The organism is Streptomyces telluris, from assembly GCF_024519335.1.
GTDB lineage: Bacteria > Actinomycetota > Actinomycetes > Streptomycetales > Streptomycetaceae > Streptomyces > Streptomyces telluris.
Map to the genome: position 1 here is coordinate 83,996 of NZ_JANIID010000022.1, position 21,202 is coordinate 105,197.

Consider the following 21,202-nt stretch of genomic DNA (forward strand, 5'->3'; position numbering starts at 1 on the left):
TCAACCTTTCCATACGGGCAGCGGCAGCCCGAGGTGTTCGCGGAGCGTCGCGCCCGTGTACTCCGTACGGAACGCGCCACGCTCCTGCAGCAGGGGCACCACGCGGTCGACGAAGTCGTCCAGCCCTCCGGGCGTGAGGTGGGGGACGAGGATGAAGCCGTCGGCGGCCCCGGCGGTGACGAACGCGTCCAGTTGCGCGGCCACCGAGGCGGGGGTGCCGATGAAGGACTGCCGGCCGGTCGTCTCGATCACGGTCTGCCGGATGGACAGCCCCTTGGCCTCGGAGACGGCGCGCCACCGGGCGGCCACGGCGAGCGGGTCGGCTGTCCGCACCCGCCCCTGGGCCACCTCGCCGCCCGGGTCCGGGTCGATGCCGGGCAGCGGCCCGTCGGGGTCGTAGCCGGACAGGTCCCGGCCCCACACCTGCTCCAGGGCGAGCAGCGCGTTCTGCGGGGAGATCTGCTGCCTGCGGATCTCGGCGGCCTTCTCCTGGGCCTCGGCGTCGGTGTCCCCGAGGGCGAACGTCACCCCCGGCATGATCTTGAGGTCGCCGGGCCGCCGGCCGTACGCGGAGAGCCGCCGTTTGACGTCGGCGTAGAAGGCCTGCCCGGCCTCCAGCGTGCCGTGGCGGGTGAAGACGACGTCGGCGGCGGAGGCCGCGAACTCCCGGCCCTCGCCGGAGTCCCCGGCCTGGATGACGACCGGGTGGCCCTGGGGGCTGCGGGCCACGTCGAAGGTGCCGGAGACGGAGAAGTGCCGCCCGTGGTGGGCGAAGGGGCGCGGCACGCCGTCGGGCGTCCACGAGTCCCACAGCTCGCGCGCGGTGGCGACGAACTCGGCGGCGCGCGTGTACCGATTGGCCCGGTCGAGGTAGCCGCCGCGGCGGAAGTTCTCGCCGGTGAAGGCGTCGGAGGAGGTGACGGCGTTCCAGGCGGCGCGCCCGCCGCTGAGATGGTCCAGGGAGGCCAGGCGCCGGGCGAGTTCGTAGGGCTCGTTGAACGTGGTGTTGGCGGTGGCCGCCAGGCCGATCCGCTCGGTGACGGCGGCCAGGGCACCGAGCACGGTGAGCGACTCGGGGCGGCCGACGACGTCCAGGTCGTGGATCCGGCCCTTGTGCTCGCGCAGCCGCAGGCCCTCGGCGAGGAAGAAGAAGTCGAAGAGGCCGCGTTCGGCGGTGGCGGCGAGGTGCCGGAAGGAGGAGAAGTCGATCTGGCTGCCGGACCGCGGGTCGGCCCACACGGTCGTGCTGTTGACGCCGGGGAAGTGGGCGGCCAGGTGCATCTGCTTGCGGCGGCGTGCCCCGGGGGCGGTCATGCGGGCCTCCTCGCGGTGGCGTAGCGGTTGGCGGGGCGCGGCAGGCACAGGTGCTCGCGGAGCGTGCCGCCGGGATAGAAGGAGCGCAGCAGGCCGCGGTGCTGGAGTACGGGGACGGTCCCATCGACCAGCAGGGCGAGGTCCCGCTCGGGGTCCTCGGGCCGGAAGTGGAAGCCGTCGGCCACGCCGTCGGCCCACCAGGAGCCGGCCAGGTCGGCGAGGGCGACGGCGTCGGCGGCCGCGTACAGCGCGACGGGCAGGGAGGCGAGGACGACGATCCGGCCGGGGTCGCGGCCGAGGGAGCGCAGCCGGGCGTGCAGGTCGTCGCGGGCGGCGCGGACCGCGCCGGGAGCGGGCGCGGGCCCGGTGCGGATGTAGGCGACGTCGGCGTGGCGGGCGGCGGCCGCGCGGGGCAGCAGGCGGGTGGCGTCGACGGCGGTCACCGGCCGGCCCTGCGGGGGCCGGGGCACGATGGAGGGCCCGCGGACGGAGAAGCCGGGGCCTTCGAAGTCGACGTGGTGCAGCTTGTCGCGGTCGACGAAGCGCCCGGTGGCCGCGTCGCGGATCTCGGCGTCGTCCTCCCAGCTGTCCCAGAGCCGGGCGGCGACGTCGGCGACGGCCGCGGCCTCGTGCCACAGCTCGTCGGCGGGGGCCGCGGCGCGGCGGCCGAAGTGGCGCGCCGCGGCTTCGGTGCCGGAGACCTCCACGGTCCAGCCGGCGCGGCCGCCGCTGACCCAGTCGAGGGTGGAGACGGCGTTGGAGACGTGGAACGGCTCGGTGTGGGTGGTGGTGACGGTGGGCACCAGGCCGATGCGTTCGGTGGCGGGCGCGACGCGGGCGAGGACGGCGAGGGCGTCGAGGCGGCTCTCGCCGCGCCGGGGCGGGCCGAGCGTGTCGCCGAGGGTGACGAAGTCCAGCCTGCCGCGCTCGGCGAGGCGAGCGGCGCGGACGTAGGGCTCGGCGTCCCGGACGCCGGGGCGGTCGATGCTCACGGCCAGGTGCAGGGGCCGGATGGGTGCGGACATGGGCTTCCCTGGGGGTGCGGGGCCACGGTGGGGCCGGTGGCTCGGGTCGGTGGTTGCGCTCTCCGGCTACGGCCGGGAGGTGTCCCCGGGCGGCGGTGCCCCGGCCCGCACCGGAGGAGTGCGGCCCGCGACCGTGCGCAGGAAGCTCAGCGCGGCGCGCGCCGTGGCGTCGTTCTGGCGGAACGACGGGGCGTCGGTGCCCGGCCGGGCGAAGGCGCCGGTCGCGCGGGCGTCGGTGTGCGGGCCGAGGGCGAAGCGCCGCGGGTGGGGGCGGCCGTCGCGGTCCAGGATCCGGCCGTCCTCGGGGCTGACGGCCAGCAGGCCGGCGGGCGTGGTGGCGGCCCCGGGGTGGAGGGAGCGCAGCAGGGGGTCGAGGGAGCGGGCGACGGACGGGGGCGGCAGCCGCGCCTCGACCAGGGCGCGCGCCGTGGTCACGACGCCGGGCGCGCTCGCGCTGTGCGCCCGGAACACCCCGTGTTCCGCGTCGGCCGTGACGGTCAGGTCGGCGCCGAGGAAGCGCACGACTCCGGCGCGGGAGAGCGCGAGGAGCTGACGCAGCCGGGGCCCGGGCGGGCCGGAGGCGAGGTAGCTGAAGAACCCGTGCCACCAGGGGCCCGTGTCGCCGAGGCCGGCGAGCTGCCCGTAGACGGAGAGCAGGCCGAGGAAGACGGCGAGGTCGGGGCTGTGGCGGGGGTCGTGGCGGCGGGCGAGGTCGGCCCCGATGTGGGCCCGCAGGCCGCGCTGCAGGGCGTCGGCTCCGGCGAAGCGGCGGCCGGCGAGGGGGTGGTCGAGCGCGGCCGGGTCGAACCGGTCGGCCGGGCCGGGCACGGCTGCGGCGGTCAGGGCGAGGAGCTCGGCGCCGCCGGGCGCGCAGGAGGCGTACCGCTCCTCGAAGACCGGCCAGGGCATGCGGGTGCGCTCGGGGTGCGCGGTGAACAGCCGGTGGTAGTGGGCGAACCCGAGCTCCTTCTCGGCCAGGGGCCACAGGTCGCGGCGGAAGTCGAGGGGGCCGGGCCGTTCGCGCAGCGCCGCGGCCTCCGCCGGGCCGAAGAAGCGGGGCAGCGGCGGCCGTTCGCCCTCCCAGGGGTAGCCGATCTTCGAGCGGTACGGGACGCCGCGCCGGGAGCCCGCGTACAGGACGGGTTCGCGTCCGGAGGGGCGGTAGACCGGCTCGCCGTCGCGGCCGGTGGTGTACGTGCCGCCGCGCCCCTCGGTGAGCAGCACCATCAGGTCGACGAAGGCGAGCCCGAGGCCGCGGACGATCACCGGCTCGCCGGGGCGCAGGGCGCTCAGGTCGCTGTCGGCGGTGAACTCGGGCGGCAGGTAGGCGAGCCGGTGGCGCGCGGCGAAGCGGGCGAGGGCGCTCTGCCCGGCGTCGGGGGCGGACGGCAGGTGGCCGAGGGCGAGGACGACGAGGTCGGCGGGGAGCGGTGCCGCGAGCCCCTCGAGCCAGACGCGCTGCCGTGCGTCGCGCGCGCCGGACAGGCGTAAGGCGCGCCGCCGGTGCTCGTGGACGGTGATGCCGGGCGGCAGGGCGGCCACGGCCTGTTCGTACGTCCAGCGCAGGTACGCGCTCTGCACCCGCCGCCCGGCGAAGCCGCGCCCGGTCAGGGCGCGGACCTCGCCGGCGGTCGCCGGGTCGGGCGGGGCGGGCACCGTGCCGTCGCGGACGCGCGCCGCCCATTGGGCGAGCGTCGGGCCGGGGCGTACGGGCCCCTCGGTCCGTACAGAGGCGTCGGTGAACGCGGTGACGTCCTCGGCCATGGAGTTCATCCACAGCAGCGGGGACTGGTCGTGGCGCCAGACGCGGCCGCCGCCGGGCGGGAAGGGGTCCACGAGGTGGAGGTCCAGGCGGGCCCCCGCGAGGAGTCCGGGGGCGTTGGCGGCGATGCGTTCGAGGAAGCCGGTGCCGCGCGGGCCGGCACCGATGACGACGAGGGAGGGCATGCGAAGGCTCCGTGGATACGGGATCGGGCACGGGAGGTGCCTTCACATCGGTTGCGTCGTGCGCATCCGGCCGCGCCCCTCAGCACGGCCGAACTCCGAGGCTATTCGCGTGCCCTGGCCAACTGTCAAGCCTGTCCGCACTCCTGTCCACACTGTGGGCAGGCCGTCTCAGCACAGTTGACGCGGAAACGGAAGGCTGTTCCACTTGGCCCATGCACCCAGGGCAACGGCTGGTCACCCGGGACCACATCGACTTCGGTCGGGTGTGGTCCGCGTCGTGTCCCGGCTTCCGTGCACCTCTTCCGGGTTCCTGCCCGGGCTGACCGCGCTTCCCGCGAAGCCCGGCGTCTGCACGCCTTCACACCTTCACATCCGCGGCGTTGCGCCGCACCCTCCCCTCACTCTCGTTCTTGTTCTTGTTTTCGTTCTCAACAGCCGCAGTCGCAACCACAGTCGCAGTCACCGCAGCAGTCACAGCAGTTGCAGCACTCGCCGCAGTTGCTGCAATCACAGTCGCCACAGTCGCACTTGTGGCACCAGCCCTCACGCTGCTGGCCGTCCCACGGATCGAAGTACGGGTCCCGGCAGCAGACCTGACACGTGCAGAAAAGCGTGGCCCACACCGCACAGCCGGCGATCAGCCCGCGCTGCCTCCCCCGCCGCGGCGGCTCGGGCGGCGCGCCGGGCGGCCTCTGCCCCGGCGGCATCTGATCGGGCGGCATGACCGGCGGCGGCCCGAACGCGCCCTGCGGCGCGCCGTCCTGGAGAGCGGCCGCCCCGGCGTGCCCCGCCGCACCGGCGTGCCCGGCGTGCCCGCAGCCCGCCGTGCCGAACGCCCGGTCGACGGCGCGCTCCAGCTCGTGCGCGAGCAGGACGTGCGCGAGCCGGCTCCGGCTCCTGCTCGCGAAGTCGACCTCGCGCAGCGCCAGACGGACGCCGTGCACCGCGTCGTCGCACAGCCTGCGCACCTCGGCGAGGTCGGTGCCGGTCGCGGCGACGGGGTTCCACGCCCCGCTCTCCGCGTCCTGCGCCATGTCCTCCACGGCGTCCAGCAGGTGCGCGAGCCGTCCGAAGAGCCTGCCCGCCTCTTCCAGGGGCTCCTTGTTGGCCGGCCGCCCGGCGAGCACGGCGGTGTAGCCGAAGGCCGCGGCGGTGGCCGTCTCGGTGGGCTCCGTCACCGTCAGCAGGGATGTCCCCGCACCGGCCAGGGCCTCGATGCCGGCCTGCCGTTCGACCGCGTCGACCAGGACGGCGGTGTCGAAACCGAGGTCCGCTCCCGTACGGGCACCGGCCCGGTCCCACTTCGCGGCCACGCGGCGCGCGGCCGCGGCGACCGGGCGGCGCGCCAACACGCCGTCGCCGTCGGCGACATGGTCGCGCATCTTCGCCGACGCCAGTACCAGCGAGACCGAGGCGGCCAGGCGCGCCCCCTCACCCTTGGCCACGGAAGCGGTGCGCATGCCGCGCAGCGGGCACGGTCCGGCCGTGCGGCGCCAGGAGTTGGCGCCCTCGTCCGCGGGCGACTGCGCTTCCACCAGAACCGATATGACCAGACCGTCATAGTTGGTGGCGGCGCGCGCGAACTGTCCGTGGTCGCCCCGCAGTGCGAGGCACAGTCCGCACAGATGCGCCATCCATTCCGTGCGCATGGCTTCTGACAACCGGTGCCGGCATGGCCTTATGATCCCGAACAAAACCCAGCCCCCGTGTGTGGTGTGAATGGACCCGGGCATCCTAAACACCTGACCACCCGACCCGACCGGGGCCCGCCCCGCGCCCCCGAATCACCCGCCGTAACCGCATATGCCCAGGTCCAGGGTGCAAGAAGGGGCCTGCGGGGTTTCTGACGCACCGCCAACCGGTTTGCACCAGATGCGTCACGAAATGCTCGTCCGGCGGCTATCCACTTGGCACACCATCCGCATCATGGACGACGATAGAGAAGCGGACGGAACACACCGCGTGTGAGAGGAGGCGTCCATGGGATCGGTGCGCAAGGCGAGTGCCTGGCTCGGCCTCGTCGACGACAGCGATGACGAGCGCTACTACGACGACGAGTACGCTGAGGGACCCGAGCCCGGAGACGCCTGGGTCACCAACCCCAAGGTGCGGGTGGCGGACGAGGCCGCGCAGGAACAGGGCACGCGCATCGCCACCGTCACCCCGGACGGCTTCCGCGACGCCCGGGGCATCGGCGAGCTCTTCCGCGACGGCGTCCCGGTGATCGTCAACCTCACCGGCATGGAGCCCAACGACGCCAAGCGCGTCGTGGACTTCGCCGCCGGGCTGACGTTCGGGCTGCGCGGCTCCATCGAGCGCGTGGCCAACCGCGTGTTCCTGCTGACCCCCGCCGACTACATGGTGGTCAGCGGGGAGCCGAGAGGACGGGCGAACGGCGGCTTCTTCAACCAGAGCTGAGCCGGGTTCCGCGGCGAGGCCGCGAAGGGGCGAGGGCTTACCGGAACGCGTCGAGGCCGGTGAGCGCCTTGCCCAGCACCAGCTGGTGCATCTCCACCGTGCCCTCGTACGTCAGCACGGACTCCAGGTTCGTGGCGTGCCGCATCACCGGGTACTCCAGGGAGATCCCGTTCGCACCGAGGATCGTCCGCGCCGTCCGGCAGATCTCGATCGCCTCCCGCACGTTGTTGAGCTTGCCGAAGCTCACCTGTTCCGGCCGCAGGCTCCCCGCGTCCATCCGCCGCCCGAGGTGGTGCGCCAGCAGGATCCCCTTGTGCAGCTCCACCGCCATGTCGGCGAGCTTGGCCTGGGTGAGCTGGAAGCCGCCGATGGGCTTGCCGAACTGCTCGCGCGTGCGCGCGTAGTCGAGCGCGGTCTCGAAGCTCGTGCGCGCCGCGCCCATCGAGCCCCAGACGATGCCGTACCGCGCGTGGCTCAGGCAGCTGAGCGGGCCGCGCAGCCCGGTGACCTCCGGCAGCACCGCGTCCGCGGGCAGCCGCACCTCGTCGAGGACCAGCTCGCTGGTGACGGAGGCGCGCAGCGACCACTTGTGCCGGATCTCCGGCGCGGACAGGCCGGGGCTGTCGGTGGGCACGACGAAGCCCCTGATGCCGTCGTCGGTCCGGGCCCAGACCACGGCGACCCCGGCGACCGAGCCGTTGGTGATCCACATCTTGCGGCCCGTCAGCACCCAGTCGCCGCCGTCGCGCTTGGCGTGGGTGCGCATGCCGGCCGGGTCCGAGCCGTGGTCGGGCTCCGTCAGGCCGAAGCAGCCGATGGTCTCCCCCGCCGCCATCGCCGGCAGCCACTGCTGCTTCTGCTCCTCGGAGCCGAAGCGGTGGATGGCGTACATCGCGAGGGAGCCCTGGACGGAGACCAGGGAGCGGATGCCGGAGTCGGCGGCCTCCAGCTCCAGGCAGGCCAGGCCGTACTGGACGGCGCTCGCGCCCGCGCAGCCGTAGCCGCTGAGCTGCATGCCCAGCGCGCCGATCGCGCCGAGCTCGCGCGCGAGCTCCCGGACGCCGGGGAGTTCACCGTCCTCGTACCACTGGGCGATGTCCGGCAGGACGCGGTCGGCGGCCCAGCGGCGGACGGTGTCCCTGACGGCGATGTCCTCGGGGCTGAGCAGGTCCTCGATCCCGAGGGGATCATGCGGGTCGAACACGGCTGCCTCCGGCGGGGTGCGGGCGAATGTGATCGTCTTTCGCTTCGCCAGCACGCTACGGCCGGGTAACCGGCCGAGTCCAGAGGATCCGGGCGCAGGTTCGAGCAGCCGATCGCTACGCGACCGGCGGTGCCGGGCCCTCCTCGGCCGGCACCGGCCCCGCAGCCGCCGCCGGCTCCGCAGCCGAAGGCGTCACCCCGCACTCCATCGCCCGCGGCAGGCGCAACGCCGCGACCGCCCCCGCCAGCAGCAACGCCGCGCTCAGCGCCAGCGTCACGTGCAGGCCGTGCACGAAGGCGTCCCGCGCCGCGACCCGCAGCGCCTCCCCGGCCGGTCCCCCCAGCCGGGAGGCGACGTCGTACGCCTCGCCGAGGGAGTGGCTCGCGGAGGCGCCCGCCGCGCTGGGCACGCCGGGCACGGAGTCGACGCCGGGCGCGTACGCGGCGTTCATGACGCTGCCCAGCAGGGCGATGCCGATGCCGGCGCCGAGCTGGTACGAGGTCTCGCCGATCGCCGCGGCGCCGCCCGCGGACTCGGCGGGCGCCTCGCTGAGCATCGACTCGTACGCGCCGAAGAGGGTGGTCTCCAGGCCGAAGCCCAGCAGGACGAAGCAGGCCACGAGGACCCCGGGCCGGTCGTGCAGCCCCATCACGGTGAGCGAGGCGACCGCCGCGGCGGTCAGGACGAAGCCGAGGGCGACCATCGTGCGCGGGCCGAGCCGCTGCAGCAGCCGGGAGCCGACGAGCCCGGCGGCCATCGCGGCGAGCGTGAGCGGCAGCAGCCGCAGGCCGGTCTCCAGCGGGGTGAGCCCGAGGACGAGCTGCAGGTACTGGGCGGCTATGAGCTCCAGCCCGACGAGCGCGAGCATGGCCAGCACGATGCACCCGACGGAGGTGCCGAAGGCGGGCCGGGCGAACATCCGGAGGTCGACGAGCGGGTGGGGGCGCCTGCGCTGCCGGCGGACGAAGAGGATCAGCAGGGCCGCGCCGACGGCTCCCGGCACGATCGTGCCGAGGCTGAGCGCCTCGCCGGCCCCGGCCCGCTTCACGCCGAGGACGAGCCCGAACAGCCCGAACGCGGCCATGAGCGCGCCGGTCACGTCCCAGGGCCCGTCGCGGGGCCCGGTCGACTCGGGCAGCAGCCAGCGCCCGATGGGGAGCGCGGCGACCATCAGCGGGATGTTGATGAGGAAGACCGATCCCCACCAGAAGTGTTCGAGGAGGAAGCCGCCGAGCAGCGGCCCGACCGCGGCGCCCACGGCGGCGACCGCGCTCCACACGCCGACGGCGACGGCCCGCTCGCGCCGGTCGGGGAAGACCTGGCGGAGGATCGACAGCGTCGCCGGCATGATCATCGCGCCGCCGGCGCCGAGCAGCGCCCGGGCTCCGACGAGCACCTCGGGGGTGGGGGCGAACGCCGCGAGCGCGGAGGCCGCGCCGAAGAGCCCGTAGCCCAGCAGCAGCACCCGGCGGCGGCCGACGCGGTCGCCGAGGGTGCCGAAGAGGATGAGCAGCGAGGCGCAGACCAGCGGGTAGACGTCGACGATCCACAGCAGCTGCATCGCCCCGGGCCGCAGGTCCTCGGTGACGGCCGGCACGGCGACGTGCAGGACGGTCGCGTCGACGGCGACGAGGAGCAGACTGACGCACAGGACGACGAGGACGGTCCAGCGGTTCGCCCCGGCGCCGGCGCCCGGCCCGTACGGCGGCCGCTGCCGCTGTCCGCGCCGGTACCGCTGCCGGGGGACGCCGTCGGCCCGCGGCGGGCCGGCCGTGGTCGTCCCGGACATTCACACCTCCGTGTCGTGCGCTCGCCGTCCGCCCGCCGGCCCTGGGGACGTGGGCCGGGGTTGCCGCCCGGGGGGTGGCCGGGGGAATGTCGTGGGCGAGTGACTCGACAGAGTACGCGAGTCCCGGGCACGGATCCGTGTGCTCCGTCACCGTCCGGGCCGATCGTGGAGGCGCTCCGCGCATGCTGGACAATTGATCGGTGACTGATCTTTTTTCTCCCGCCGGTACGGGCGCCGGGGCGGACCGGCCGCCCGCCGCCCGCCGGGTGCGTGGCGCGCTGCGCCGTGCGCTGCCCGCCCTGAGCGTCTACGCGGCGGTGCGGGCACTGGGGATCGCGGTGCTCGCGGTGTGGGGGCACTTCGCGGGCAAGAGCCCGCACCAGCTGCTCTCGGCGCGCTGGGACTCCCTCTGGTACTCCCGCATCGCCGAGGACGGCTACGGCTACACGCTTCACCTGCCGGGTGGGAAGATCCACTCGGATTTGGCGTTCTTTCCGCTGCTGCCCTGGCTGGAAAAGGGCCTGTCGGCGGTCTTCCCGCTGTCGGCGGCGGATGCGGGCCTGCTCGTCAGCGCGCTGTCCTCGCTGCTCGCGGCGTGGGCCGTCTTCCTGATCGGGGAGCGGCTGTACGGCCGGCGGGCGGGGGTGACGCTCGTCGCGCTGTGGGCGGCGCTGCCGGTCGGCATCGTGCAGTCGATGGCCTACTCGGAGTCGCTGTTCACGGCGCTGGCCGCGTGGAGCCTGTACGCGGTGCTCACCCGGCGCTGGGTGTGGGCGGGCTCCTTCGCGGCGCTGGCCGGGCTGACGCGCCCGGTGGGGGCGGCCGTCGTCCTGGCCGTGTGGCTCGGGGTGCTGGCCGCGCTGCGGCGCCGGCGCGCAGAAGGGCACGAGCGGCGGGAACGGCAGGAGCCGCGGGAGCGGCGCGAGCTGCCCCGGATGCTGCTGGGCGCGGTGCTCGCGCCGCTGGGCTGGCTCGCGTATTTCGCCTGGGTCGGCGTGCGGACCGGCAGCTTCACGGGCTATCTGGACGTGCAGGGCGGCTGGGGCAACGGCTTCGACGGCGGGCTGGCCTTCGGCTCCTTCATCGCCGGGCGGCTCTTCGGCTCCGCGTTCGCCGCGGGGCTCGGCCTGCTGGTGGGCGTGGGCCTGGTGCTGTGGCTGTACGCGGCGTGCGTGCGGCAGCGCCAGCCGCTGCCGCTGCTGGGCTACGCGGGCGCGGTGCTGTTCCTGGCGCTGACGGCGAAGGGGTACTTCGGCTCGAAGCCGCGCCTGATGATGCCGGCCTTCCCGCTGCTGCTGCCGCTCGCGGTGGCCCTCGCGCGGACCCGGACGGTACGGGCGGTGACGACGGTGGGCGTGGTGGTGCTGGTGTCCGCGGTCTACGGGGCGTTCTGGCTGCACGGCTCCGGCCCCCCGTGATCGTTTTCCCGGGCGCCCGCCCGGCCCCCTCCCGGAGCCACCGGAAAACGTAGTGGAACGGCCCGGCCAATCCCCGATAAACAACGGGCCGCAATGCGAAGGAATAGGGCCCCGACGACCGGCTGGGAGGGCCCCGGAATTTCCCGGACGGGAGTTGCCCCGGGGAATCCGATGTGGCGCACGTCATGCTTGAGACGCATTCCACATCACATCGTCATCACAAACAGGCCCGATCGGCCGAAGCTTCCTGTCACTCAATGTAACGTCGATTGAGTGCGTACCAACGACGAGCTCGTCCAAGCGGAGGAGCGCCCGACCGAGCCCGTGCGGCCGCGGATGACCCGGACCCGCCTCGGGATCTTCGTGGCGACCTCCGTGGTCTACCTGGCGATCGTGGTCGGCGTGCTCACCACGTCCTGGCCGGTGCGGTTCGACTGGCAGGTCATGCTCTTCCGGCCGTACAAGCAGTGGCCGGAGATCCACACCTTCCTCGACTACTTCGTGGTCCTGGGCCAGCGCGGCCCGACCGCCGTCGCGGTCGCGGCCTGGCTGGGCTGGCGCACCTACAAGCTGGGGACGCTGCGGCCGCTGCTGGTCCTCGGCACGTCGCTGCTGCTGCTCAACGCCACCGTGGGCGCGGCGAAGATCGGGATGGGCCGGCTCGGCCCGCACTACGCCACCTCGATCGGCTCGAACGAGATGTTCGCGGGCGGCGACATATTCCCCTCCGGGCACACCGCCAACGCCGTGGTGACCTGGGGCGTCCTGGCCTATCTGGCCACCACTCCGCGCACCCGCCGGGTGGCCTCGGTGATCGCCGCGCTCCTCGCACTGGGCGTCGGCATGACCACGGTCTACCTCGGTACGCACTGGATGAGCGACGTGACCCTCGGCTGGACGGCCGGCCTGCTGGTGCTGCTCGCCCTGCCGTGGTTCGAGGCGCCGATGGCCCGCGCCGAGGCGTGGCTGCTGGCCCTGTGGCGCCGGGTCCGCGAGCGCGCCGTGCTCGTGCCCGCCCCGGTCGCCCCGGTGGCCGTGGCCGCCCCGCGCTCCCCCGCCGACGACCAGCAGCCGGCCCGCGAGCCGGTGAGCGTCGGGGGCCGGTCCGCGAGCGTGCGGAGCCCCGAGGGGCGCCCCCACCTGCCCGCGAGGCCGCACACGGCCCGCTCCGAGCGGACGCCGGTCACGCCGACCGGCAGCCGCCGCCCGCCGAGCCCCGACCGCGCGCCGCGCACCAGCCCGCTCGGCCCGGCCGCGGGCCGCGGCCGGACGGTCGGCGGCTGACGGCCCGCTTCCCCGCGTACGACGGCGGCCCCGGAACCACCTCTTCGGAGAGGTTCCGGGGCCGCCGTCGTCATGTGCGCAGGGTCGTAGGCGCAGGTCGCGTGCGCGGGTCGTGAGCGGGTCGTCAGCCCTTCCAGCAGCGCTTCACGACGCCGTCCTCGGCTTCGAAGTTCAGCCGGCCCGCCCGGTACTCCATGGTGACGAGCGTGCCGGGCGCGAGGGCCCGCACGGTGGCCCAGCCGCGGGCGCGGGCCCGCTCGGCCGCGGCGGCCGTGGCGAGTCCGACGTAGGCGCCGGGGTCGTCGTCGGGGTCGGCGGGGAGGTTCGGTAGAGGTGCCATGCCCGTCACCGTAGGCCGCCCCGTCGCCGTACGGAAGCGGAGTCCGGGGCGGCCGGAGCACGGGGCCGTGCCGCCGCCGTCCTCCGGCGGTCACACTTCTGTCACAGAGAACCCGTTGTGGTTTGCCGCGGAACACTTCACCCCTACGGGGATTACGGGGTCGCGCGGAACGTCTTCACCAATCCTCGGCGGGAAATGTGCGGCATCTTTTCGGGAGGTCCGCCGAAATTTCCCCGGCGCACACCGGAAATGACCGCACAACGGGCGCACGGGATATTGCGGATCCGTGTTCACGGTCACTGGAATAGCGTGGTCCGGAAACATCCGGAATAAATAATTCCGATTCTCCGGACCGACCGCGCCCGCCCCCGGAACCCCAGGAGGCACCCTCGCGCGAGGACCCCCCGGGCGAGCATCATGGCGTGAGCCCGAAAGCCCGTCGAAGGTGACATCGAGGGAGCGCAGATGGGGACGGACACCGCGCAGGCGACCACCGGGCCGGTGCGGGAGCGCCGACCGGGCCGGATCGTGATCGACTGGCTCACCACGACCGACCACAAGACGATCGGCCACCTCTATCTGATCACCTCGTTCGCCTTCTTCCTGGCGGGCGGGCTGCTGGCGATGCTGATGCGGGCCGAGCTGGCCCGCCCCGGCCTGCAGCTGATGACCAACGAGTCGTTCAACGAGGCCTTCACCGCACACGGCACGATCATGCTGCTGCTCTTCGCGACCCCCGCCTTCGCGGGCTTCGCCAACGCGATCATGCCGCTGCAGATCGGCGCCCCGGACGTGGCCTTCCCCCGGCTCAACATGTTCGCGTACTGGCTGTACCTCTTCGGCGGCCTGATCGTCGTCTCCAGCCTGCTGATGCCGCAGGGCGGCGCCACCTTCGGCTGGACCGGCTACGCCCCGCTGAACAGCATGGTCCGCTCCCCCGGCATCGGCACCGACATGTGGATCATGGGGCTGGCGCTCTCCGGCTTCGGCACGATCCTCGGCGCGGTGAACTTCCTGACCACCATCATCGGGATGCGCGCCCCCGGGATGACGATGTTCCGGATGCCCGTCTTCACCTGGAACGTGCTCTTCACCTCGATCCTCATCCTGCTGGCCTTCCCCGTGCTGGCGGCGGCGCTGCTGGTGCTGGAGGCCGACCGGCGGTTCGCGTCCGTGGTCTTCGACTCCGCGAACGGCGGGGCGCTGCTGTGGCAGCACCTGTTCTGGTTCTTCGGCCACCCCGAGGTCTACATCATCGCCCTGCCGTTCTTCGGCATCATCAGCGAGATCATCCCGGTGTTCTCCCGGAAGCCGATCTTCGGCTATCTGACGCTGATCGGCGCCACCATGGCGATCACGGCCCTGTCGGTGGTGGTCTGGGCGCACCACATGTTCGCCACGGGGGCGGTGCTGCTGCCCTTCTTCGCCTTCATGTCGTTCCTGATCGCGGTGCCCACCGGCGTGAAGTTCTTCAACTGGATCGGCACCATGCTGCACGGGTCGCTGTCGTTCGAGGCGCCGATGCTGTGGGCCGTGGGCTTCCTCGTGAGCTTCCTCTTCGGCGGGCTGACCGGGGTGATCCTCGCCTCGCCGCCGCTGGACTTCCACGTCACGGACACCTACTTCGTCGTCGCGCACTTCCACTACGTGGTGTTCGGGACGGTGGTGTTCGCGACGTTCGCGGGCTTCTACTTCTGGTGGCCCAAGCTCACGGGCAGGATGCTGGAGGAGCGGCTGGCGAAGGTGCACTTCTGGACGCTGTTCCTGGGCTTCCACCTCACCTTCCTCGTCCAGCACTGGCTGGGCGCCCAGGGCATGCCCCGGCGGTACTCCGACTACCTCGCGGCCGACGGCTTCACGGCCCTCAACACGGTGTCGACCATCGGCGCGTTCCTGCTCGGCCTGTCCAACCTGCCGTTCTTCTACAACATCTGGAAGACCGCCAAGTACGGCAAGCCCGTCGGGGTCGACGACCCCTGGGGGTTCGGCCGCTCCCTGGAGTGGGCCACGAGCTGCCCGCCGCCCCGGCACAACTTCACGGCCCTGCCCCGGATCCGCTCCGAGTCGCCCGCCTTCGACCTGCACCACCCGGAGGTGGCCAAGGTCACTGCTCCGCAGACGGCGGAAGCGCCCGGGACAGCCGGTCCCTGACCTCGCGTATCCGGTCGGCGAGCCCGGGCGGCTCCCGCACCTCGAAGTCGAAGCCCAGCAGCACGATGTGCACGACCATCACGTCGAGAGTGTGCGCGCCCGTGCGCAGCAGGCAGCTGCCGGCGTCGACCGCCTCCAGCGTCCCGACGGCCGGCGAGACCTTCTGCGCGGCCACGTCCAGCGGCACGTGCAGCAGCACGGTGGCCCGCTCGGCGTAGGCGGTGGTGGACACGCCGCGGGAGACGTAGGCCGCCAAGTCCTCCGCCGGCGAGCGGCGGGGGGCGAAGCGCGGCCCGTGCGGCGGCGTGGGGGTGATGCGGTCCGCGCGGAACGTCCGCCAGTCCTCGCGGTCGGTGTCCCAGGCCACCAGGTACCAGCGGCGCTGGGCGCAGACCAGCCGGTGCGGCTCGACGGTGCGGCGCGTGGAGTCGCCGCCGTGGTCGCGGTAGGCGAAGCGCAGCCGCTCGCCGTCCCGGCACGCGGCGGCCAGCTCGGTCAGGACCGCCGCGTCGACGGCGGGCCCCCGCTGCGGGGAGACCATCGGCACGGTGAAGGCGTTGAGGGCGCCCACCCGCCGCCGCAGCCGGTCCGGCAGGACCTGCTCGAGCTTGGCGAGCGCCCGTACGGACGTCTCCTCTATGCCCTCGACGCCGCCCGCGGCCGCGGTCCGCAGCCCCACGGCGACGGCCACGGCCTCCTCGTCGTCCAGCAGCAGCGGGGGCAGCTGCGCCCCCGGGCCGAGCCGGTAGCCGCCGGCCGTGCCGGGCGCGGAGTGCACGGGATAGCCGAGCTCCCGCAGCCGGTCGACGTCCCGGCGCACGGTGCGCGCGGTCACACCGAGCCGGTCGGCGAGGTCCGGGCCGGACCACTCGCGGTGGGCCTGCAGCAGGGAGAGCAGACGGAGCAGGCGTGCCGAGGTCTCCAACATGGCAGAAAGTATGCCGACCCTTGCGGACGGGTTCTGTCCGCGACCGGGCCGGCGCCCGGGAGGTCAGCCCGCCGCGGGCGGGCGCTCCTCGATCCTGACCGCCAGGTCGTTGTCGGCGGTGTAGTACGGGCCGGCCTGCGCGGGCGCGTACGCGGCGTCGACGGGCAGCACGGGGTAGGTGAAGATCTGCTGCTTGTCCACGACGTCGTCGAGGAGGCGGGCGATGCGCGCGGGCTCCGAGCCGTCGGCCGGGCGCAGCCACAGGTCCCAGACGTCCAGGCCGCCGTGCCACTCCTCGGCGAGCCGGGCGTACTCCAGGCTGAAGGAGAAGTCCTGGCCGTCGGCCTCCTCGGCGGGGGCGTCCTCCGCCCGCTTCTCCGTGGTGACCGGCGCGGTGACGACGAGGCCGGGCTCGCGGCGGCAGCGGGCCTCCACGACGGCCCCCGCGAGCCAGGCGGCCGGGTCCGCGACGCGGTGGATGCGGCCGTGGGCGGTCAGGCCCGAGGCGTCCGGGTGCAGGTCGCCCGCCTCGGCGTGCGGGCCGCGCAGCCAGCTGCGCAGGGAGAGGTTGCCGTGCTTGGTCGCGTACGGGATGCGCACCGCCAGCGGCGAGGTGCTCGTGCCGGGTCTGCGGTCGACCAGCGATCTGAGGTCGGCCAGACCGGGCACCAGGCGGCGGGGCTCGGCGTCGGCGAAGGCGACGTAGACGTCCCAGCGGCCTTCGGGGAGCGCGACCGTGCTGGGCAGCACGGCGCGCAGCCGTCCCGCGCCGTCGGGCGCGAGCGGCAGGCGGATCTCCTCGGCCTCGTCGTCGCTGCCGCGGCGGCGCAGGACCAGCGCGGCGGTCCAGTGGTCCGGTTCGCTGAGGTCGAGTCCGGGGCCGGGGGCGTCGAGGTCGAAGGTGAGCCCGCCCGCGGAGTCCGCGATGCAGTCGGCGCGCGGCGGGGCCGGGGCAGACACGATGGTGCTCTCCTCGGGGGTGGTGGAGCCGCCGGATCCGGCGGCGTTCGCGGGCACGGAGGGTTTACCGGTCTCGGGGGTCATGCGGCACGCACCCGGCGCAGGGCGGAGCGGCTCGCGTCCGAGGTCTTGAACGCGTTGCTGAGCAGGGCGCCGCGGGTGCGGTGCAGCGAGCCGCGCAGGGAGCCGCGGGCGGCCAGGTCGCCGAAGAGCTGCTCGTAGCGCCCGGCGACCTGCGCCGGGTCGAAGCGGGCGGAGCTCTCGAGCGCCGCCCGGCCCATCCGCTGCCGCAGCTCGTCGTCATTGATCAGCTTCAGCAGGCCGGCGGCGATCCTGTCGACCTTGCCGACCGGCACGAGCAGGCCGTCGACGCCGTCGGAGATGATCTCGCCGGGACCGTGCGGGCAGTCGGTGGAGACCACCGGCAGGCCGCAGCGCATCGCCTCGACGATGGTCATGCCGAAGGACTCCAGGCTGGAGGTGACGGCGCCGATGGAGCCCTTGACCCACTCGGGGTCCAGCGGGTTGGCGGGGCCCATGAGGTAGACGTGGTTGTAGAGGCCGCGCTTGTCGATGAGGGCGCGCAGCTTGGCGCGCTCGGCACCGGCGCCGTAGATCCGCAGCTTCCAGTCGGGCCGCTCGGCCACGACCTTCTCGAAGGCGCGGATCAGCACGTCGTAGCGCTTGGCCGGGGCGAGGCGGCCGGCGGCGACCACCCACTTGCCGCTGCCGTCGGCGGGGGCCACGGCCGGGGCGGGGATGCTGTTGGGCACGGCCTCCACCCGCACGCCGGGCAGCCGCATCAGCTTGCGGTAGGTCGCCGCGTCGGCCTCCGTGACGGTGGTGACGGCGTCCAGCCGCGGGTAGTGCGTGCGCAGCGTCAGCTTGAGCGGCTGGGAGTGGGTGCTCAGCGTCAGGTGCTCCTGGCCGACCCGGACCGGGCCGCGGCGGGCCTGCTGGGCGATGTGCACGTTCAGGCCGGGGCGGGTGCCGACGACCACGTCGCAGTCCAGGCCGCGCAGGTGCTCCGCGATCCGCCGGTCGGTCAGGGCGCTGTACTGCTTGTACCGGCCCTCGGCGGAGGGGAAGACGGCCGCCGGGCGCTCGTACTCGGGGGTGTCCCCCTCGTAGCCCGGGGTCCCCTTGCGCAGGTCGACCAGGTGGCGCAGGCGCACCTTGCCGCTCGGCGCGAACACCGGCTCCTCCCGGTGCCGGAAGACCGAGACGACCTCCACGTCGTGCTGCTCGGCGAGGGTGCTCGCCAGGTTGAACGTGGTCCGGATCGTCCCGCCGATGCCGTAAGCGTTGTGAATCAGGAATGAGATGTGCATTCGTCCCCAGCCGTTTGCCGCGGACATTCCATCCAGCCCGCCTACCCAGAGATTAGACCGTGGTGGGGCGCGTGAGGTTGGCCCTGATCACCAACTCGTTACGCGTGACCCCTGCCACGGATCGCCCGTTGTGCTCTTACGAACCGGGAACCCCCGTGTGATACGCACCGATATCTAGGAGCCACCCGTGCCGCGCATGCTCGACGTCAGTGACGACGTCCGCGCCGAGATCGGCGACGAAGAGGCCGAACGACTGCTGGGCGGTGACAGCGCCCCGGGCAGCTACGACTGCACCTCCTGCCAGTCCCCCGGCGACACCGACCGCGAGCGCACCAGCACCGTGCTCTTCGTCGGCGAGGAGACGGCCGTGCTCGCCTTCGCCCACGCGGCCTGCATCCCCTCCCAGGTCGTCGCGGTCCCCGAGGAGCAGCTCCAGGGCGCCGTGCGCTCCATCCAGGGCGAGGGCGACCAGGCGGGCGCCCCCCGGCTGCCGGCGCCCGCCCCCATGCCGGCGATCCCCGCCGCGCCCGACGGCCCCGTGCAGGCCGAGCTGGGCGTGACCAGCGGCCTGGTGCTCGTCGGCGGCGACCTGCACCCGGCGCTCGTCGTGGAGCCGCTCGGGCCGATCGCGCGCCCCGGGACGAACGGCCCGGTCGACGTCTTCCTGCCGCTCCTGATCGAGCAGGGCTTCGCCCCCGTCGCCACCGTGGAGCAGGTGCCGCCGTCCACGCCGGGCTGGTCGGTGCTGCTGGCCATGGGTCAGCTGCACGCCATCCTGATGCCCGGCGTCGGGGGCGCCCAGCCCACCGCGTGGTGGCAGGCGCACCAGGCGATGCAGGTGGCGCCCGAGTGGCGGTCGGCCGTGAACAAGACGAAGCGGGTGCTGGTCTTCGCCGCGCCGGTCGGCACGATCGGCTCGCAGCCGCGCGAGGACCTGCTGCGCGAGGCGCTGGACCGGGCGGCGGCGGCCGGACGGCTCGTCGCCGCGACCATGCCCCTCGCGGGTACGTGACGGGCGCCGTGCACCCCGTCCGCCACGCTCCGGCGGCCCATTACCTGCCGGGCCCGCATCCCCCGGGCCACGGACTCGTTGGCTCGTATGTGCACTCATACGAGCCTGCCCCGCGGATTCCGTACCCGAACCACATCCCCGGCATGCGCCCATCCCGCGAAGCCACCCCGCAGAGCCACTCCGTCTCGGTCACCCCGATCTACGATGCGCTCTACTCCGAGTACCGCCGCTCGTTCCGGGCGCTCCCCTTCGACCGCTCGGGCGAGGAGGAGCTGAGGTTCGTGGGCTTCGGTCCGCAGCTCGGCTACGGGCAGTACGGCGGGCAGCAGGGCTACGCCGGCCAGCTGGGCTACCACGTCCACTCGGGCTACAACACCGCCTGGGACACGCATTACGGGCGGCAGCGCGGCGGGCACGTACCCGCCGCGCTGCCGCCCGCTCCGCGTGACGGCCGCATGCGCGGCTATTAGCGACACAGGGTTCGTGGGGGGCCGGCGGCCCCCCACGGGCCCTTACTTCTTGCGCCCGCGCTTCTCCCGCACCCGCACCGGCTGCGTCTCCCGGGGGATAACCCCCGGACCCCCAGCCGAGTCCGGGGCGCGGCCTACTTCTTGCGCCCGCGCTTCTCCCGCACCCGCACCGAGATGTGGATCGGCGTGCCCTCGAAGCCGAACTCCTCGCGGAGGCGACGCTCCACGAAGCGCCGGTAGCCCGCCTCGATGAAGCCGGAGGCGAAGAGCACGAACCGCGGGGGCTTGGTGCCCGCCTGGGTGCCGAAGAGGATGCGGGGCTGCTTGCCGCCGCGGATCGGGTGCGGGTGGGCCGCGACGAGCTCGCCGAGGAAGGCGTTCAGGCGGCCGGTCGGCACGCGCGTCTCCCAGCCCGCGAGGGCCGTCTCGATCGCCGGGACCAGCTTCTCCATGTGGCGGCCGGTCTGCGCCGAGACGTTGACCCGCGGCGCCCACGCGATCTGCTGGAACTCGGTCTCGATCTCGCGCTCGAGGTAGTAGCGGCGCTCCTCGTCGAGGGTGTCCCACTTGTTGTACGCGATGACGATCGCGCGGCCGGCCTCGACGGCCATGGTGACGATGCGCTGGTCCTGGACGGAGATGGTCTCGCTCGCGTCGATCAGGATGACCGCGACCTCGGCCTTCTCGACCGCGGCGGCGGTGCGCAGGGAGGCGTAGTAGTCGGCGCCCTCCTGGAGGTGGACGCGCTTGCGGATGCCCGCGGTGTCCACGAACTTCCAGGTCACGCCGCCGAGCTCGATCAGCTCGTCGACCGGGTCGCGGGTGGTGCCGGCCAGCTCGTTGACGACGACGCGCTCCTCGCCGGCCACCTTGTTGAGCAGCGAGGACTTGCCGACGTTCGGGCGGCCGATCAGGGCGATGCGGCGCGGGCCGCCGACGGCGACGCCGAAGCGCTGGGCCGGGGCCTCGGGCAGGGCCTTGAGGACCTCGTCCAGCATGTCGCCGGTGCCGCGGCCGTGCAGCGCGGAGACCGGCATCGGCTCGCCGAGGCCCAGCGACCACAGCATGGCGGCGTCGGCCTCGGCGGAGGGGCCGTCGACCTTGTTGGCGCACAGCACGACGGGCTTGCCGGCCCGGCGCAGCAGCTTGACGACGGCCTCGTCGGTGTCGGTGGCGCCGACGGTGGCGTCCACGACGAAGACGACCGCGTCGGCGGCCTCGATCGCGTACTCGGCCTGCGCGGCGACGGAGGCGTCGATGCCGAGGACGTCCTGCTCCCAGCCGCCGGTGTCGACGACCTTGAAGCGGCGGCCGGCCCACTCGGCCTCGTAGGTGACGCGGTCGCGGGTGACGCCGGGGCGGTCCTCGACGACGGCCTCGCGGCGGCCGATGATGCGGTTCACGAGCGTCGACTTGCCGACGTTGGGGCGGCCGACGACGGCGAGCACCGGCAGCGGGCCGTGGCCGGCCTCGTCGAGGGCGCCCTCGACCTCGTCGGCGTCGAAGCCCTCCTGCGCCGCGAGCTCCATGAACTCCGCGTACTCGGCGTCGCCAAGCTCACCGTGCTCGTCGCCGTGGATCTGGTCGTTCATGAAGTCCGTTCCTCGTTCG

General features: G+C 73.7%; 17 protein-coding genes. 6 read left to right on the top strand and 11 right to left on the bottom strand.

The features are described from left to right. The 4 genes from NQU55_RS22780 to NQU55_RS22795 form a co-directional block, all read right to left on the bottom strand. Window positions 1–1,314 (bottom strand): NtaA/DmoA family FMN-dependent monooxygenase, encoded by a 1,314-nt coding sequence (locus NQU55_RS22780; protein ID WP_256791031.1) that lies wholly within the window; start codon window positions 1,312–1,314, stop codon window positions 1–3. Then, window positions 1,311–2,339 carry an LLM class flavin-dependent oxidoreductase gene (locus NQU55_RS22785; protein WP_168096616.1) on the bottom strand — a complete coding sequence of 343 codons (1,029 nt, stop codon included), beginning with the start codon at window positions 2,337–2,339 and terminating at the stop codon, window positions 1,311–1,313. The genes NQU55_RS22780 and NQU55_RS22785 overlap by 4 nt, the downstream gene beginning before the upstream one ends. A gap of 66 nt (window positions 2,340–2,405) precedes the next feature. Then, window positions 2,406–4,286, bottom strand: a complete 1,881-nt coding sequence (locus tag NQU55_RS22790) for an FAD/NAD(P)-binding protein (protein ID WP_256791033.1) — start codon at window positions 4,284–4,286, stop codon at window positions 2,406–2,408. A gap of 428 nt (window positions 4,287–4,714) precedes the next feature. Next, window positions 4,715–5,980, bottom strand: coding sequence for a DUF5685 family protein (locus NQU55_RS22795; RefSeq protein ID WP_206329879.1), 1,266 nt, complete (start codon window positions 5,978–5,980; stop codon window positions 4,715–4,717). A gap of 286 nt (window positions 5,981–6,266) precedes the next feature. Between NQU55_RS22795 and NQU55_RS22800 the strand changes: the two genes are divergently transcribed. Next, window positions 6,267–6,704, top strand: a complete 438-nt coding sequence (locus NQU55_RS22800; RefSeq protein ID WP_058045069.1) for a cell division protein SepF — start codon at window positions 6,267–6,269, stop codon at window positions 6,702–6,704. Between the two features lie 37 nt (window positions 6,705–6,741). On the opposite strand, the gene NQU55_RS22805 is transcribed toward NQU55_RS22800, so the two are convergent. Continuing rightward, on the bottom strand, window positions 6,742–7,941 hold the full coding sequence (locus tag NQU55_RS22805; RefSeq protein ID WP_256791048.1) for an acyl-CoA dehydrogenase family protein: 1,200 nt from the start codon (window positions 7,939–7,941) through the stop codon (window positions 6,742–6,744). Between the two features lie 82 nt (window positions 7,942–8,023). After that, window positions 8,024–9,697 carry an MFS transporter gene (locus NQU55_RS22810; protein WP_168095333.1) on the bottom strand — a complete coding sequence of 558 codons (1,674 nt, stop codon included), beginning with the start codon at window positions 9,695–9,697 and terminating at the stop codon, window positions 8,024–8,026. A gap of 200 nt (window positions 9,698–9,897) precedes the next feature. Between NQU55_RS22810 and NQU55_RS22815 the strand changes: the two genes are divergently transcribed. Together NQU55_RS22815 and NQU55_RS22820 are read left to right on the top strand one after the other, a co-directional pair. Continuing rightward, window positions 9,898–11,115, top strand: a complete 1,218-nt coding sequence (locus tag NQU55_RS22815) for a glycosyltransferase family 39 protein (RefSeq protein ID WP_372504775.1) — start codon at window positions 9,898–9,900, stop codon at window positions 11,113–11,115. A gap of 273 nt (window positions 11,116–11,388) precedes the next feature. Next, on the top strand, window positions 11,389–12,399 hold the full coding sequence (locus tag NQU55_RS22820; RefSeq protein ID WP_256791036.1) for a phosphatase PAP2 family protein: 1,011 nt from the start codon (window positions 11,389–11,391) through the stop codon (window positions 12,397–12,399). A gap of 124 nt (window positions 12,400–12,523) precedes the next feature. On the opposite strand, the gene NQU55_RS22825 is transcribed toward NQU55_RS22820, so the two are convergent. Then, window positions 12,524–12,739 carry an I78 family peptidase inhibitor gene (locus NQU55_RS22825; RefSeq protein WP_168095762.1) on the bottom strand — a complete coding sequence of 72 codons (216 nt, stop codon included), beginning with the start codon at window positions 12,737–12,739 and terminating at the stop codon, window positions 12,524–12,526. 465 nt (window positions 12,740–13,204) lie between these two features. On the opposite strand from NQU55_RS22825, the gene ctaD reads away from it, so the two are divergent. Beyond that, the gene (gene ctaD, locus NQU55_RS22830) at window positions 13,205–14,890 is read left to right on the top strand and encodes an aa3-type cytochrome oxidase subunit I (RefSeq protein WP_168095761.1); all 1,686 of its coding nucleotides are present in this window, start codon (window positions 13,205–13,207) and stop codon (window positions 14,888–14,890) included. On the opposite strand, the gene NQU55_RS22835 is transcribed toward ctaD, so the two are convergent. The 3 genes from NQU55_RS22835 to NQU55_RS22845 all read right to left on the bottom strand — a co-directional run bounded on the left by NQU55_RS22835 (window position 14,844) and on the right by NQU55_RS22845 (window position 18,109). Continuing rightward, a complete protein-coding gene (locus tag NQU55_RS22835) occupies window positions 14,844–15,818 on the bottom strand; it encodes a helix-turn-helix transcriptional regulator (RefSeq protein ID WP_256791038.1) in 975 nt (324 codons plus the stop codon). The two genes, ctaD and NQU55_RS22835, sit on opposite strands and share 47 nt — an antisense overlap. A 63-nt stretch (window positions 15,819–15,881) precedes the next feature. Beyond that, on the bottom strand, window positions 15,882–16,862 hold the full coding sequence (locus NQU55_RS22840) for a hypothetical protein (protein WP_206329402.1): 981 nt from the start codon (window positions 16,860–16,862) through the stop codon (window positions 15,882–15,884). Further along, complete coding sequence (locus NQU55_RS22845; protein ID WP_168093319.1) at window positions 16,859–18,109, bottom strand: glycosyltransferase family 4 protein; 1,251 nt, start codon at window positions 18,107–18,109, stop codon at window positions 16,859–16,861. The genes NQU55_RS22840 and NQU55_RS22845 overlap by 4 nt, the downstream gene beginning before the upstream one ends. A 187-nt stretch (window positions 18,110–18,296) precedes the next feature. Between NQU55_RS22845 and NQU55_RS22850 the strand changes: the two genes are divergently transcribed. Continuing rightward, window positions 18,297–19,121: a DUF8842 C-terminal domain-containing protein gene (locus NQU55_RS22850; protein ID WP_505017600.1), complete on the top strand. Its 825-nt coding sequence runs from the start codon at window positions 18,297–18,299 to the stop codon at window positions 19,119–19,121. A 143-nt stretch (window positions 19,122–19,264) separates the two neighbouring features. Further along, window positions 19,265–19,591, top strand: coding sequence for a hypothetical protein (locus tag NQU55_RS22855; RefSeq protein ID WP_240976412.1), 327 nt, complete (start codon window positions 19,265–19,267; stop codon window positions 19,589–19,591). Window positions 19,592–19,725: 134 nt separating this feature from the next. On the opposite strand, the gene der is transcribed toward NQU55_RS22855, so the two are convergent. Next, complete coding sequence (gene der, locus NQU55_RS22860) at window positions 19,726–21,183, bottom strand: ribosome biogenesis GTPase Der (RefSeq protein ID WP_168093320.1); 1,458 nt, start codon at window positions 21,181–21,183, stop codon at window positions 19,726–19,728. Between the last annotated feature and the right edge of the window lie 19 nt (window positions 21,184–21,202).